A 15,874-nucleotide genomic window follows, 5' to 3' on the forward strand; every position below is an offset into this window, starting at 1 on the left:
ATATTCATTATCTCCCTATTATACATGATAGAACACTTGCATTTTTTTCATTTCAAAGATACACTTTAGGAAGTTAAAGAACAGAAATAAAAATAATGGGGGCGTCCTCATGGATACAAATATACAGGTTTCCTATAAGGAGAAAGCATTGGAGCTTCTTAAAAAAGATGCTGAAAAGATAGCTCAATTGATAAAAGTTCAAATGGATAATCTGACAATGCCACAATGTCCTCTATATGAAGAGGTTCTTGATACGCAAATGTTTGGTTTGTCTCGTGAAATAGACTTTGCTGTAAAGCTTGGCCTTCTTGAAAAAGAAGAGGGTAGAGAAATTATGGCCTCCTTGGAGAAAGAACTGTCTGTTTTACACGAAATCCATACAGAAAAATAAATTAACAAACTCAAACAAGTCGTGTTTGAGTTTTTTTCTATAGTATTTTCACGAGGTTTTTTATTAAGTACAAACAAGGAGTTAAAATGATTACATATTTCAAACGATACTTTAAACACTTCGACTACCCATTGTTTTTTGTCTATTTGTCTCTTTGCTTGTTCGGACTAGTGATGATTTATAGCGCAAGTATGGGCTGGGCTGTAATCAAGTATGGTTGGGAGCCGGATGTCTTTTTTAATAACCAAAAGCTGAATCTCGCAATCTCTCTTCCAGCGTTTTTTCTCGCGTCTATTTTTCCTTATAAGCATTATAAAAGTAAGCCGATGATGATGCTAATGCTTGGTGTCATGTTTACCTTGCTGTTGTTAGTACATTTTATCGGTTCTGGTGGGGAAAGTGGATCTCAAAGCTGGATTCACCTCGGCTTTGGGAATATCCAACCGTCGGAAGTCGCAAAAATCGTGATTGTTCTTTATTTTGCGGCTATCTTTACTAAAAAATATCAAGCAGGTACTATCAATAAATTAAATGAATCAGTTGGTCCTCCGTTACTGGTCCTTCTAGGTGTATTTGTATCCGTAATGCTTGAAACAGATATCGGAAATACTTTAATTATTTGCTTTGTGGCGGTTTCAGTTATAGCTGTTAGTGGAATTAAATTTAAGTATTTTGCTAAAATGATAGGGTTAGTTAGTATTGTAATAGCATTCGGTTTGTTAGTTATTTACCTATTAAAGGATTCTTTGCTGACGGAGCGACGGTTAGGAAGATTAGAAGCGTTTTTTAATCCTTTTGCAGACGAACTTAATTTCGGCTATCAGATTGTCAATGGCTATATCGCAATTGGGTCAGGTGGGCTTAAAGGTTTGGGACTCGGCAATTCGAATCAGAAGTTTGGGTACCTGCCAGAGCCACATACAGATTTTATCATGGCCATCATTGCAGAGGAGCTAGGACTGATAGGTGTGCTTGTTGTTTTACTAGGATTATTTTTTCTGGTTTTTAAAGCCATTTCAATCAGCATAACCACAAAGGATCCTCAAGCAAGAATGATAGCTGCTGGGATAGCCAGTATAATAGGTTTTCAAACATTCGTGAATCTAGGAGGAATGCTAGGACTTATCCCATTAACGGGTGTACCATTACCATTTATCAGCTATGGTGGTACGTCAGTCATTCTGTTATCGATCGCAATGGGGATTTTGATGAATGTTTCTATGTTTGTTAAGTTAGAAAAGTCAAAACAATAAGGGGTGCAGTGAATGAATAATATCAAGAAAATATTAGTAGCAAACAGAGGAGAAATTGCTATTCGAATTTTCCGTGCATGTACGGAGTTAAACTTACGTACGGTTGCGGTATATTCCAAAGAAGACAGTGGAGCTTTCCACCGCTTTAAGTCAGATGAATCCTATCTGGTTGGAGAAGGGAAGAAACCGATTGATGCTTATCTAGATATAGAAGATATTATTCGGATTGCCAAGAAGAGTAATGCAGATGCTATCCATCCGGGGTATGGATTCCTATCAGAAAATGTTGAGTTTGCTAGAAGATGTGAAGAGGAAGGGATCATTTTTATTGGACCTGAATCGAGACATTTAGATATGTTTGGAGATAAAGTAAAGGCACGTGAGCAGGCAATAAATGCTGGAATTCCAGTTATACCTGGTAGTGACGGTCCGGTTGGAAGCCTAGAGGAAATGAGAGCCTTTGGAGAAAAGCATGGTTACCCTCTGATGATTAAGGCTTCCTTAGGTGGAGGCGGACGTGGAATGCGCGTGGTGCCTTCGAAGGAGGAGCTGGAGAGTGCTTATGATCGTGCGAAATCAGAGGCTAAAGCAGCATTTGGCTCAGACGAGGTTTATGTTGAAAGATTTATTGATAAGCCAAAGCATATAGAGGTTCAAATCCTTGGTGACAAAGAAGGAAATCTTCTTCACCTGTACGAGCGTGATTGTTCTATTCAAAGAAGACATCAAAAGGTAGTAGAAATTGCACCTTCTAATTCATTGAGCCCACAGCTAAGAGATGAAATCTGTCAGGCGGCAGTCAAGCTAATGAATAATGTTGGATATGTTAATGCAGGTACTGTAGAGTTTTTGGTTACGGATAATGAATTTTATTTCATCGAAGTAAATCCACGTATTCAGGTGGAGCATACAATTACTGAAATGATTACAGGGATTGATATTGTCCATGCGCAAATTAAAATTGCCGATGGATTGTCTTTAAATAGCGAGGATATGAACATACCGAAGCAGGAGGATATCCCGTTATTTGGTTATGCCATTCAGTCTCGTGTTACTACAGAGGATCCACTAAATAACTTCATGCCTGATACTGGGAAGCTTATGGTTTATCGCTCAGGCGGTGGCTTTGGAGTTCGTCTAGATGCAGGAAATGGCTTCCAGGGAGCAGTTATATCCCCTTATTACGATTCTCTTTTAGTAAAGGTTTCTACATGGGGAATGTCCTTTAAAGAAGCAGCAGCGAAGATGGACCGGAATTTACAAGAGTTCCGTATTAGAGGAATTAAAACGAATATTCCTTTCTTAGAGAATGTTGTTAAGCACCCATCGTTTTTATCAGGTCAATTTAATACTAGCTTCATCGATACAACACCAGAGCTGTTTTTATTCCCGACTAGAAAAGACCGTGGCACGAAGTTGCTGAACTACATAGGAAACGTGACTGTAAACGGCTTCCCAGGAATTGAGCAAAAGGGTAAGCCGGCATTTGAACAGACAACGATACCAAACTTCGATTTATCAGAGGCACCTCCTGCAGGAACAAAGGATATTTTAGAGCAGCAGGGTGTAGAAGGTCTGATGAAGTGGGTGAAGGATCAAAAAAACGTTCTGTTAACAGACACGACATTCCGCGATGCTCATCAGTCGTTATTAGCAACACGTGTTAGATCCTATGACATGTATGCGATAGCAAAGCAATCTGCTAGAGGGATGCATGACCTGTTCTCCTTTGAAATGTGGGGAGGAGCAACTTTCGATGTTGCATACCGATTCTTAAAAGAAAATCCATGGGATCGCTTGATTAAAATGCGCGAAATGATTCCGAATGTGTTGTTCCAAATGCTTTTCCGTGGAGCAAATGCAGTAGGATATAAAAACTATCCAGATAATGTGATTCGTGAGTTTATTCAACGCTCTGCAGAAGCAGGTGTGGACGTATTCCGAATATTCGACAGCTTGAACTGGATCAAAGGGATGGAAGTAGCGATCGATGCTACTAGACAGTCCGGAAAGATTGCAGAGGCGGCTATTTGCTATACAGGAGACATTTTAGACCCTTCAAGAAGTAAATATACAATTCAATATTATAAGGACATGGCGAAGGAACTAGAGCAGCTAGGAGCACATATTCTGGCAATTAAAGATATGGCTGGTTTGTTAAAACCGGAGGCAGCATATCGTCTAGTTAGCGAGCTAAAGGAGACAGTGGATATACCAATTCACCTTCATACGCACGACACAAGTGGAAATGGTATTTACACATATGCAAAGGCAATCGATGCAGGAGTAGATATTTTAGACACTGCTCTAAGTTCTATGGCTGGTTTAACCTCACAGCCAAGTGCAAGCAGCTTGAGCTATGCGATGAAAGGCAGTTCACGAGAGATTATTGGAGATGTGCAATCCTTTGAAAAGCTATCTGGCTATTGGGAAGGCGTTCGTAAATACTACAAAGACTTTGAAAGTGGCATGATGAGCCCACATACAGAAATCTATGTACACGAAATGCCAGGTGGACAGTATAGCAATCTTCAACAGCAAGCAAAGGCTGTTGGATTAGGTGACAGATGGGAAGAGGTTAAAGAAATGTATTCCCGAGTTAATTTATTGTTCGGGGATGTAGTAAAAGTAACCCCATCTTCTAAGATTGTGGGAGACATGGCTTTATTTATGGTACAAAATAATCTAGATGAAATTTCAGTGATTACGAGAGGGAAAATGGTAGACTTCCCTGACTCTGTTATTGAATTTTTTGAAGGGTATATTGGGCAACCATATGGTGGCTTCCCGGCAGAGCTACAAAAAGTCATCTTAAAAGATCGCAAGCCTATCACGGTAAGACCTGGTGAATTATTAGAGCCAGTCAACTTTGAAGAGATTGAAAAACAACTATTTGAAAAGATGGGTAGACCTGTTTCTTGTCAAGAGGTTCTTGCCTATACGCTTTATCCAAAGGTATTCGACGAATATTGCGCCACAGTGAAAAACTTTGGTGATGTGTCCGTGTTAGATACGCCAACCTTCTTATATGGTATGAATCTTGGAGAAGAGATTGAAGTCGAAATAGAGGTTGGAAAGACGCTAATGATTAAGCTTGTATCGATTAGTGAGCCTACAGCAGAAGGCAATCGTATCATTTATTTTGAGTTAAATGGTCAGCCACGTGAGATTACGATACAAGATATGAATATGGAAACGACTCATCTGACGAAACCAAAAGCGGATGTAACGAATGAAAGCCATATTGGCGCAACGATGCCTGGGACTGTATTGAAGGTAGTTGTGTCAAAAGGTGATTCCGTGAAACGAGGAGAGCATCTACTAATTACGGAAGCGATGAAGATGGAGACGACGGTTCAAGCTCCATATGATGGAATCGTGAAAGAGATTTATGTAGGTGCTGGAGAAGGCATCCAAACAGGTGATTTGCTAATTGAAATGGAAAGACAATAAGGCTGTCTATATATTAAAGTAAGTTAGTGCCTATACCAAAATATTGGGTTAGGGCAAATTAAATGAGCGCTTATGATTCTATCTGGATGATGGGATCGTAAGTGCTTTTTTATTTTGAACCGCTGGTTCTCCGCTGCGTCGGACGCTTTCCGTGGGGGCGTGGTAAGCCAGCACCCATCGCTAACGCGCGTGGTTGTGCTGTCTTACCTACCACCCTGCTCCCACAGGAGTCGCCGACGCTGCTCCGAACCAAATAGTGTTATCTTCTATAAATTTAAATGAATTTTAATAATAAATATCAGAAAGAATAAAACTTATCAATAAAGAAATTGGCTGGTCGTCTGCTTTTCTTCATTCAGATTTCTAAGACTCTAGGTTCCACTGCTTAGATGCTTTCCGGAAGTAAGCACCCAACTCTTACGCGAGTGGCTGTGCTGTCTTACCTATCACCCTGCTCCCGCAGGAGTCGCCGCCGCTGCTACGAACCAGTAGTACTTCCTTCTATTAATGAATTTTAATCAATCAATATTAGAATGAATAACACTACTTATCAAGAAAGGAAGGGGGCTTGACCACCCTTTTTTCTTTCTAATTCTTATGATTCCAGGTTCTCCGTTGTGTCAGACGCTTTCCGTGAGGCCAATAGGATGTTGGTCAGGGAAACGTTGTCACACGACATGTCGTTCTTAGTTTTCCAGCCCTAAAGTAAGTCAAAGCTGCCTGTCACTTCTGAGGTGAAGATAATGAGGGATTGGCCACTACTATTAGACATGTGGAGATAAAGAAAGTGAAATCGCTTTAGGCGGACACTTTTCCTGTTTAGAATGAGCCATAGCTAAACACTATCACAGGGTGCTATCGCTCACGCATCACCCTGTTTCTATAGGAGTTGCCGAGGCTGCTTTGTCTAAAGCTTTTTTATGATTGCTTTTGATGGTAGATAGATATATAAGCTGTTTTGTAGGGAATTGGTATGTGTTTGGTTTAAAAAAGGGGAGAATGGATGTGTATTAATCTACTAAAATATGGGGTAAAGAAAAGCTGTACGGTTTAGTCCGTACAGCTTAGTTATGCTATTCTTTTATTTTACTACGAGATAGCAATAATACCATATAACATAGCAGTCCGAATAGGAGTGATATGAATAATGAGTGTAATAATGCAATGTAGAGGTTGAGTTTCGTAAAGACAACGATAGCTCCGGTTGTTACCTGGCAGCTTACTAGAATTAAGGCGATAATCCAGCCCCAATATACTACCTTTTGATCTTTATAATGCTTTATGACATGAATAGCAATGATTAATATCCAAATAAATATTAGTCCAGCAGCTAAACGATGTCCCATCTGCACCCATTCGTATAAATTAGAAGGAAGTGCAAAGCTCTCGTTGTTACATAGTGGCCAATCGTTACAAATCAAGCTTGATTCGGTATGTCTCACTAGAGCGCCTGTATAGATAACGATATAAGAATATAAAATTACACCGATTGTATGGAATTTCAGCGTCTTTCCTATTCTCACTTTATCAGCATTAAACTTTTTATCTACTTCAAATATTAAGAGAGTTAGAAGTAATACTGCTGCAAAGGAAATTAAGGAGATTCCAAAGTGAAGAGCAAGTATAAAGTCACCTTGACCCCATAATACTTGTGCTGCACCAATCAAGGCCTGTAGTATTAAGAAAAATAATGCCATAAAAGATAGAAATTTTGTTTCCCTAACATGTCCTAATGCACGCCATGACCATATAGATAAAGCTGCAATTAATATACCCACTGCACCTGTAACTAATCGATGGGAAAATTCTATTAATACTTCTGCTGTGATTACATCTGGAATCAGCTGTCCATTACAGCCTGGCCAATGTCTTCCGCAACCCATCCCGCTATCTGTTTTCGTTACAAGGGCACCACCTAATAGAATTAGGAGCATACCGATTGTTGAAGCAACAGCTAACCATTTAAGATATTTATTATAATGCAATACTTCACCTACTTTATATGTTGATTTATATGCTTTCTATTAAAGCAATCTGCTACTTGATAATATCGAAACCGACAAGAAAAAACAATGTTTAACATTTGAACAGATTGCTGGGAAATCATCAATTCACAAATTGTTCATAAAATTGCCCCTTCTAAGCAACGCAGAGATAGCGGAAATGATTTACTATTGTTATGATTGTAAGCAATCTTAGGAATTAGTGCTATAATTCGGAAATCTCTTTTGACTCTAGAAATTGTAAAGAATTTTCGATATAGTATTAAGTAGCGGAATATGCTTACAACTATGAAAGGAGGGGCAGCATGTCAAATGGTCATTCTATCACCGCTACAAACGAAACGAAGAGGGACCCAGTAACTACATCATTTTTGAAAGACTTCCTTTCATTAATAAAAATTGGAATAGTAAATTCAAATTTGGTAACTACCTTTACAGGCTTATGGTTGGCTTTTCAATTTACGAATCGCAGTTTTCTACAAGAGTTAGATTTACTCTTTTTTACTCTTTTTGGTTCTGCTTTTATTATTGCGGGATCGGCAGCGATGAATAATTATATTGATCGCGATATTGATCCAGTGATGAAAAGTAAAAAAGGAAGACCGACAGTTACAGGGAGATTTACACCATCAGCCGTGCTGATAACTTCTTTCTCTTTATTGGTTGTAGGTGAAATCTTTTTATTTATGGCTTCAACTTCTGCGGGAGTTTGGGGACTGGCGGGTATTTTTAGTTATGTAGTTTTATATTCTATGTGGTCAAAAAGAAGACATGTCAGTAATACAATCGTTGGTAGTATCTCTGGTGCCATTCCACCGGTAATCGGTTGGGCTGCAGTAGAACCAAGTTTGGGTATCGGTGCTTTCGGATTGTTTCTAATCATGTTTGTATGGCAACCACCACATTTTTATGCATTAGCAATGAAGCGTACGGATGAATACCGAGCTGCAAACATACCAATGCTACCGGTTGTGAAAGGCTTTAAACGCACAAAAGTGTCTATGCTAGCTTGGGTAATACTCTTATTCCCTTTGCCATTCCTACTTAAGGAGCTAGGTATTGCTTTTCTAGTAATTGCTACAGCATTAAATATTGGATGGCTCGTGCTAGCACTAAAAGGCTTCCGTGCAAAAGATGATATCAAATGGTCTACTGGTATGTTCATATATTCATTAAACTATATGACTATTCTTTTTGTTTCCATGATCATCATTTCTATTTTTGTTTAACTACTGGAATTCTTTCTTTAATTGTTAAGAATTCATATAAAACTGAACCACAGTCCAAATGCACATGAACACAATAATGAAAGAGGGGTTTGATTTAGCTATGATGAAAGGGCTCAAAAAATGGCGACTTTTTTCACTGTTAGCAGCTCTTACGATTTTCTTGTCGGGTTGTGGCGAAGAATATTTATCTACGCTAGCACCTGCTGGACAAGTCGGAAGAGATCAATTTAATTTGCTACTACTCGCGACTGCAATTATGACTTTTGTTATTATAGTGGTAGTAATCATCTATGTAATTGCGCTTACTCGCTTCAATCGTAAAAAAGTTGGAGAAGATGTCATTCCTAAGCAAGTAGAAGGAAGTCACACACTTGAACTAATTTGGACAGTTGTTCCGATTATTTTAATTCTTATCCTTGCAGTTCCAACTGTTTATTACACGTATAAGCATGCAGATGTATCAGCAATGGAAGAAGTAGATGAAGAGGGGAATAAAACAGCTCTTCAAGTGAATGTAACTGCTAAACTATACTGGTGGGAATTTGAATATCCAGATTTAGGTATTGTTACTGCACAAGAATTAGTAGTTCCTACGAATGAAAAAGTTTACTTCAACTTAAAAGCAGCGGATGTTAAACACTCATTCTGGATTCCATCCGTTGGTGGGAAAATGGATAATAACGTAGAAAACGTTAACCAATTCTACTTAGAGTTTGATAAAGAATCTGAAGGTCTGAAAGACGGAGTATTCTACGGTAAATGTGCAGAGCTTTGTGGTCCATCCCATGCTTTAATGGATTTCAAAGTAAAAACACTAGCTAAGGAAGACTTCAACACTTGGGTAGAAGCAATGAAAACGACAGAAGCTTCTGCTGATTCAGAGCTAGCAGCACAAGGAGAAGAAATCTTTGTGAGCGCTGGTTGTATTGGATGTCATGCTACTTCAGGAACAGCACCTGCTGATCAACAAGGACCAAGCTTAGCGTCATTTGGAGATCGTAACCGTGTAGCTGGTTTCATGAAACATGACGAAAAAGATCTTAAAAATTGGATCAATGATCCTCAGAAATACAAGCCTGGAAATATCATGCCGCAGCCTGAAACAATGAACAACGGCAAGAAATTTAATGATGAGCAATTAGATGCTCTAGCAGAATACTTAATGGGATTATCTGTTGAAAAGTAATCTATCAACGGATAAATATGAGGGAGGTTTAAGCTGTGAGTTCTATAGCTAAGAAAAAAGGCTTTGGCGCAACCTTATGGGATTACCTTACTACGGTTGACCATAAGAAAATCGCAGTCCTTTACCTTGCTACCGGTGGTTTGTTCTTTGTAATCGGCGGTATCGAGGCAATGCTAATTCGTATTCAGTTAGCAAAACCGGACAATGATTTTTTAAGTGCTGGTCTTTTCAATGAAATTATAACAATGCATGGTACAACAATGATTTTCCTTGCCGCCATGCCGATACTCTTTGGTTTTATGAATGCCGTCGTGCCATTACAGATTGGTGCGCGTGACGTAGCATTTCCATTTTTAAATGCACTTGGATTTTGGTTATTCTTTTTCGGTGGTATCTTCTTAAACCTTTCTTGGTTCTTTGATGGTGCACCTGATGCTGGTTGGACTTCTTATGCATCTCTTTCTCTAGCATCACCTGGTTTTGGTATTGACTTTTATGCACTCGGGCTCCAAATATCCGGGGCAGGGACATATATAGCGGGTATCAACTTCCTAGTAACAATTATTAACATGCGTGCACCTGGTATGACGTATATGCGTATGCCGTTGTTCACTTGGACTACATTTGTTGCTAGTGCGTTAATTCTGTTCGCTTTCCCACCATTAACAATTGGTCTTTTCTTCTTAATCTTTGACCGTATGTTCTATGGTAACTTCTTTGATCACACAATGGGTGGTAATACAATTATTTGGGAGCATTTATTCTGGATTTTCGGACACCCTGAAGTATATATCTTGATCTTACCGGCATTCGGTATTTTCTCTGAGATTTTTGCTATATTCTCTCGTAAAAGACTATTTGGTTATACTGCGATGGTATTCGCTACAGTATTAATCGGTTTCCTTGGATTCATGGTTTGGGCTCACCATATGTTCACTGTTGGTTTAGGGCCTACAGCAAACGCAATCTTTGCGGTAGCAACGATGGCAATTGCGGTACCTACTGGGGTTAAAATCTTTAACTGGCTACTTACCATTTGGGGAGGAAGTATCAAGGTTACGACACCTATGCTTTATGCGTTAGGTTTCATTCCTTCATTCGTAGCTGGTGGTGTTACTGGTGTCATGCAAGCAGCTGCTCCGCTTGACTATCAATTACATGATTCTTACTTTATCGTTGCCCATTTCCACTACGTAATCGTAGGTGGGGTAGTATTAGCTATTTTAGCTGCGCTACATTTATACTGGCCATTAATGTTTAACCAAATGCTAAGTGAAAAACTAGGTAAGTGGACTTTCTGGTTCTTCTTCATCGGTTTCCACTTAACGTTCTTCGTACAGCATTTCTTAGGATTAATGGGTATGCCACGTCGTGTATTCACATTCGGAGCAGACCAAGGATGGGATTTATACAATGCTATCAGTTCTTCTGGTGCGATCTTCATGGCAATTGGTGTTATTATCCTAGTAGTGAATATTATTTTGACAGTTGTGAAAAACGAAAAAGTTGGTAATGACCCATGGAAAGATGGACGTACACTTGAATGGGCGATTCCACAACCAATTCCATTCTACAACTTTAAACAAACTCCACTTGTTCGTGGATTAGATACTTTCTGGATTGAAAAGCAAGAAGGAAATAAAGAAGGTATGACATACGCAGAGCCAATCTCTGATATTCATATGCCAAATAACTCCTTTATTCCTTTCGTAATGTCTCTAGGTTTATTCATTGCGGCATTCGGAGCTCTTTACAATGACGTGCCTGATAGTGATTGGTCTGTACCAGTGCTAGTTATCGGTCTTGCGATTACTGTAGCTTCTATGGCTGTTCGTTCTGTGAAAGACGATCTTGGATATCACATCCATAAAGAAGATTTAATGAAAGAAAAAGGGGGTAATTAATAATGGACTTAAATAAAAAGTACTCCCCGCAATCATGGCCTGATCATCCAGAGCAGGCTACACTGGAAGGTAAAAACAAGTTTTTAGGCTTCTGGCTATTCCTTGGTGGTGAAACAGTTCTTTTCTCGAGCTTGTTCGCAACGTATCTAGCGTTAAAAAACAAAGGTCCAGAGGGAATGGAGTATACTACTCAAGATATATTTGAATTACCTCTAGTATTTGTCATGACAATGTTACTATTAACTTCTTCTTTAACAAGTGTTTATGCTATGTACCATATGAAGAATCATAACTTTAAAGGTACTCAAACTTGGATGGCAATTACGGTTCTTCTAGGTTTAGCGTTCTTAGTATTAGAGATTTATGAGTTTTATCACTATGTACATGCATTTGGATTTACCTATGGACACAGTGCATTCTCCTCTGCATTCTATACGCTTGTAGGGACGCACGGTCTTCACGTTGTGATTGGATTAGGATGGATTATTCTGTTGTTAATCCGTAACGCAAAACGTGGATTTAACTTGTATAACGCACCAAAATACTATACTGCTTCGTTATACTGGCACTTCATCGACGTAGTGTGGGTATTCATCTTCACAGTAGTATACTTGATGGGAGTTGTTGGCTAAGATGGGACACGACACACAAGTTTACGTAAGATCTAACACGGAATTTGAATATTTAAAGCGCAAAAGAAGAGAAAATATGCGATTACAGGTTACCACCTTCGCTATCATGATTTTCTTAACGCTTATCGCATTTACAGCAGTAGCTGCTGATATGTCTAAATACTTCATTATTCCAATCATCCTGCTATTAGCAGGAGTGCAAGTAGTACTTCAACTGTATTATTTCATGCACATGAGTGAGAAGGGCCACAATGTACCAGCGTTCTTCTTGTACTTTGGCGCATTGATCGGTGCAACATTTGTTATTACGTTTATCACAATCGTTTGGTGGAACTAATAAAAAGAGGCTAAGTGAATTTTCACTTAGCCTTTTTATTATTTTAAAAAATGTACTTTGGGAGTGCTCTAAACAACATGTAGGTGTATGAAGCAACTAAAAGAGAAGTGTCTTTTGCAGCATGACACCACCCAACATTTTACTGATGAACCTTTTTTCTGAATTGTCATAGTTCGTTCATTTGAAGTTATGGTAGTAGCCCAGTATAATAAGATGGAGCAACGTTTAAAGGAGGGTGGACTATGTCTATCAGCATATTTGGGTTCCAGGCATTGTGGAGTCCGGTATTAATTGGATTATTAGCTTGTATGGCTATTTTATATTATTTAATCACAGTAAAGTGGAGAGGCGATTTTAAGGTCTCTGAACCATTGAAAAAGTCGGAAGCAATCAATTTTACTATAGCACTTGTTTTAATTTATATCGTAAAAGGCTCACCGATTGATTTACTTGCACATATTATGTTTTCTTTTCATATGACACAGATGGCTCTTTTACTCCTATTGGTGCCTCCGTTATTGATCAAGGGGATTCCTTGGTGGGTTTGGAAGGCTGTAATTGAACTGCCAGTAGTGAAGAAGATATTTCCTGTTGTGACGAAGCCTCTATTGGCTCTTATCGTGTTTACTGCTATTTTCTCGATTTATCATATTCCCATGATTTTTGATTATGTGAAGTTAAATGAAGCACTACATGGAGCATACACATTTGGCTTATTTTTATCAGCTGTGTTTATGTGGTGGTCTGTATTTGATGTAGTGGGAGAAGGTTTGCATGGCTTGAAAAAGATAGGCTTTATTGTGGCGAGTGCGATTCTTATCACACCAGCGTGTGCGCTAATTATATTTTCTGGACATGCCATGTATGAAACTTATACAAATGCGGATGTTTGGTTGAAGGCAATGGAGCTTTGTGTCCCAGTAGATACTTTATCCAGTCTAAACCTATCAGGACCTGAATTGTTCTCTAGTATGACACCTCATGCGGATCAGCAGCTTGGTGGCATTCTTATGAAGATAATTCAAGAGCTAATTTACGCATTTTTCTTAGCTTCGATTTTCTTCAAATGGTCTAAATCAGAAAAAGATAATGCGGACGCAATCACACAAAAGGCATTAGACGATTTAAAAATACAAGCAAAATTTTAATTTCTAAGGAGAATGAAGATGAGTCTTCCAGTTTTACCTACCATTAGTACATTTTTTATCGTACTAAGTGCGGTTTTAGTAGCAATCGGATGGATATTAGTGAAGCAAAGAAAAATAGATGCACATCAAAAAGTAATGACCCTTGCTGCTATATCTGCCTTAACTTTTTTCATTATCTACGTTTCTCGAACTTTATTTATAGGGAATACGGCATTTGGTGGTCCAGAAGATATTAAAATATATTATACTATCTTCTTGATTTTCCACATTATATTAGCGACAGTAGGAGCAGTTTTTGGACTAGTTACGCTTTACCTTGGCTATAAGGACAATATTAAAAAGCATAGAAAAATAGGTCCTATTACAAGTGTTATCTGGTTTTTCGTAGCTATCACTGGTGTCGCAGTATATCTTCTGCTGTATGTTTTCTATAGTGGTGGAGATACAACATCTGTCTTCAAAGCGATTCTTGGTGGGTAACTCTAAGGAAATATAATAATAAAAAAGTGGAGACTGATTCATGGTCTCCACTTTTTTTATTGTCATAATTTGAAGTTTAAGCGAATCATTCCCGCTTCCTTTGCGGTTAAAAAGAGTATGACAATCAAAGGTCCTAGTAAAAAGCCTAGGAAGCCAAACAGCTTTGCTCCAACAAACATCGCGATTAAAATTGCGAGAGGAGATATGCCCATTTGAGAGCCCATTAGCTTAGGCTCGACAGCTCTTCTTATAATGAGCAGAATAATAGCTAATATCGTTAGCTTCGTAGCGAGTATCATATCTCCCGTAATAAAATGATAGATAGCCCAAGGCCCCAGTATTGCTATAGATCCTAATATCGGGATAACATCAATAATCCAAATGACGATTGCCATAATCAGTGCATATTTCGGAGAGATAATAAATAATAGACCAATGAAAGATGCGACAAGAATGATTAAGCTTGCTAGTATCTGAGCCTTGAAAAAACCAATTGCCACTTTTTTCACACTACCTGACATGAAGCGAACCTTATAGGCAGTAGCATCTGATAAGAAGGAAAAAAACTTAACTCTCAGCGTTTCGAGATCAAGCATAAATAGAAATAACGCTATGATAAACACAATAAAATTTACAATAAAACCTGGAATATTGGTAAGTAATGCTGAAATATTAGAATAGCTAAGGAGATCTAGCAAAGCATCTCGCATACTCATTAATATAGAATCCAATTTGTCCTGGATGGTAGAAACAATCTCGGTAGGTAGACCCTCCATATATTTGAATAAATTATTTTGAAAATCAATCCAAAATCCCGTTAGGTTGTTTAGATAATATGGAATCATATTGGATAAATAAAGGAGCTGGCTAATTAACTTTGTAATGACCAAATATAGCAAACCAGAAATGATGGTAATAAAAAAGCTGAAGTTTGCTATGACAGCCGGTTTCCGCTTCCATTTAAATGTCCTTTCCGTAAATTTGACGATAGGTTCAAGGCATATTGCCGTGAGCAAAGCCAATACGATAGGAATAGACGCAGGTAGTATAAAAAGAGCTACAAGAAGGAGTATGAGAATCACCACAGCGTATTTAATATGTTCTTTTTTTATTCGTTTTAATACCATTCTCCATTGCTCCTTTGTGCTTGCTCTTATTAGTATAGACAACATATTCCATTTTGAACGGGAAAATTTCCTTAACATTCCACTTTACGTTAACTTTTAGATACTTATTCTAACCTTTTCCATAAGGACAATATGTATATGGAGAATTTGAGTTTTTTTTCTATTAAGTGGGAATGGGTGGTAAAAGGAGTATATTCGATTATAGAGCTTATTCTCGTTCGAGTGGGACTTACTCTCGTTCGTAGAGACTTAATTCTCGTATAGGTGTCGATTACTCTCGGATAGACGGGGTTTACTCTCATTTAGGCCCAATACTCTCGTATAAGGATGGTTTACTCTCGCATACAAGTTATTTATTCTCACTTGGCTTATAAACAGGAATCCTGAATAGTGAGCAAGGATTTTTCGAAGCTAGAGCTTATTCTCGGTCGAATGGGATTTACTCTCGTTCGCCAAGACTTTATTCTCGGATAGATGTCGATTACTCTCGGATAGACGAGGTTTACTCTCGTTTAGGACCAATACTCTCGGTTAGGGATGGTTTACTCTCGGATACAAGTCATTTACTCTCACTTGGCTTATAAACAGGAATCATGAATAGTAAGCAAGGATCTTCGATTCGATTTTAGAGCTTACTCTCGGTCGAGTGGGATTTACTTTCGCTTGCCAAGACTTTATTCTCGGATAGATGTCGATTACTCTCGGATAGACGAGGCTTACTCTCATTTAGA

The 15,874-nt window shown here is 38.5% G+C and carries 12 protein-coding genes; 10 read left to right on the forward strand and 2 right to left on the reverse strand.

Features of this window, described 5'->3' with window-relative positions:
• The first annotated feature begins 109 nt into the window (after positions 1–109).
• The 3 genes from AC1ECF_RS13770 (at position 110) to pyc (ending at position 5,097) form a co-directional block, all read left to right on the forward strand.
• Positions 110–391, forward strand: a complete 282-nt coding sequence (locus AC1ECF_RS13770) for an Fpa/YlaN family protein (RefSeq protein ID WP_480390009.1) — start codon at positions 110–112, stop codon at positions 389–391.
• Positions 392–477: 86 nt separating this feature from the next.
• Positions 478–1,644: an FtsW/RodA/SpoVE family cell cycle protein gene (locus tag AC1ECF_RS13775; RefSeq protein WP_480390010.1), complete on the forward strand. Its 1,167-nt coding sequence runs from the start codon at positions 478–480 to the stop codon at positions 1,642–1,644.
• Between the two features lie 12 nt (positions 1,645–1,656).
• Positions 1,657–5,097, forward strand: a complete 3,441-nt coding sequence (gene pyc, locus AC1ECF_RS13780) for a pyruvate carboxylase (RefSeq protein ID WP_480390011.1) — start codon at positions 1,657–1,659, stop codon at positions 5,095–5,097.
• Between the two features lie 1,073 nt (positions 5,098–6,170).
• Here pyc and AC1ECF_RS13785 read toward each other — a convergent pair.
• Entirely contained in the window at positions 6,171–7,082 is a 912-nt protein-coding gene (locus AC1ECF_RS13785) for a COX15/CtaA family protein (RefSeq protein ID WP_480390012.1), read from the reverse strand.
• Positions 7,083–7,405: 323 nt separating this feature from the next.
• Here AC1ECF_RS13785 and cyoE point away from each other — a divergent pair, with 323 nt between their 5' ends.
• The 7 genes from cyoE (at position 7,406) to AC1ECF_RS13820 (ending at position 14,016) form a co-directional block, all read left to right on the forward strand.
• The gene (gene cyoE / locus AC1ECF_RS13790) at positions 7,406–8,329 is read left to right on the forward strand and encodes a heme o synthase (protein WP_480390013.1); all 924 of its coding nucleotides are present in this window, start codon (positions 7,406–7,408) and stop codon (positions 8,327–8,329) included.
• 100 nt (positions 8,330–8,429) lie between these two features.
• Entirely contained in the window at positions 8,430–9,515 is a 1,086-nt protein-coding gene (gene coxB, locus AC1ECF_RS13795; protein WP_480390014.1) for a cytochrome c oxidase subunit II, read from the forward strand.
• A gap of 35 nt (positions 9,516–9,550) precedes the next feature.
• Positions 9,551–11,419: a cytochrome c oxidase subunit I gene (locus tag AC1ECF_RS13800; protein ID WP_480390015.1), complete on the forward strand. Its 1,869-nt coding sequence runs from the start codon at positions 9,551–9,553 to the stop codon at positions 11,417–11,419.
• Between the two features lie 2 nt (positions 11,420–11,421).
• Entirely contained in the window at positions 11,422–12,051 is a 630-nt protein-coding gene (locus tag AC1ECF_RS13805) for a cytochrome (ubi)quinol oxidase subunit III (RefSeq protein ID WP_480390016.1), read from the forward strand.
• Between the two features lies 1 nt (position 12,052).
• Positions 12,053–12,388: a cytochrome c oxidase subunit IVB gene (ctaF, locus tag AC1ECF_RS13810; protein WP_480390017.1), complete on the forward strand. Its 336-nt coding sequence runs from the start codon at positions 12,053–12,055 to the stop codon at positions 12,386–12,388.
• Positions 12,389–12,630: 242 nt separating this feature from the next.
• Positions 12,631–13,536 (forward strand): cytochrome c oxidase assembly factor CtaG, encoded by a 906-nt coding sequence (gene ctaG / locus AC1ECF_RS13815; RefSeq protein WP_480390018.1) that lies wholly within the window; start codon positions 12,631–12,633, stop codon positions 13,534–13,536.
• Positions 13,537–13,554: 18 nt separating this feature from the next.
• Complete coding sequence (locus AC1ECF_RS13820) at positions 13,555–14,016, forward strand: DUF420 domain-containing protein (RefSeq protein WP_480390019.1); 462 nt, start codon at positions 13,555–13,557, stop codon at positions 14,014–14,016.
• A 62-nt stretch (positions 14,017–14,078) separates the two neighbouring features.
• Here the strand turns inward: AC1ECF_RS13820 and ytvI are convergent, their stop codons facing one another.
• On the reverse strand, positions 14,079–15,143 hold the full coding sequence (gene ytvI / locus AC1ECF_RS13825) for a sporulation integral membrane protein YtvI (protein ID WP_480390020.1): 1,065 nt from the start codon (positions 15,141–15,143) through the stop codon (positions 14,079–14,081).
• Positions 15,144–15,874: the final 731 nt, after the last annotated feature.

Source organism: Psychrobacillus sp. Z3-81 (assembly GCF_056620325.1).

Coding starts and splice junctions, on each gene's coding strand:
- AC1ECF_RS13775 (WP_480390010.1), top strand. CDS start 478: ATGATTACATATTTCAAACGATACTTTAAACACTTCGACTACCCATTG.
- pyc (WP_480390011.1), top strand. CDS start 1,657: ATGAATAATATCAAGAAAATATTAGTAGCAAACAGAGGAGAAATTGCT.
- cyoE (WP_480390013.1), top strand. CDS start 7,406: ATGTCAAATGGTCATTCTATCACCGCTACAAACGAAACGAAGAGGGAC.
- AC1ECF_RS13805 (WP_480390016.1), top strand. CDS start 11,422: ATGGACTTAAATAAAAAGTACTCCCCGCAATCATGGCCTGATCATCCA.
- ytvI (WP_480390020.1), bottom strand. CDS start 15,143: ATGGTATTAAAACGAATAAAAAAAGAACATATTAAATACGCTGTGGTG.
- ctaF (WP_480390017.1), top strand. CDS start 12,053: ATGGGACACGACACACAAGTTTACGTAAGATCTAACACGGAATTTGAA.
- ctaG (WP_480390018.1), top strand. CDS start 12,631: ATGTCTATCAGCATATTTGGGTTCCAGGCATTGTGGAGTCCGGTATTA.
- AC1ECF_RS13770 (WP_480390009.1), top strand. CDS start 110: ATGGATACAAATATACAGGTTTCCTATAAGGAGAAAGCATTGGAGCTT.
- coxB (WP_480390014.1), top strand. CDS start 8,430: ATGATGAAAGGGCTCAAAAAATGGCGACTTTTTTCACTGTTAGCAGCT.
- AC1ECF_RS13820 (WP_480390019.1), top strand. CDS start 13,555: ATGAGTCTTCCAGTTTTACCTACCATTAGTACATTTTTTATCGTACTA.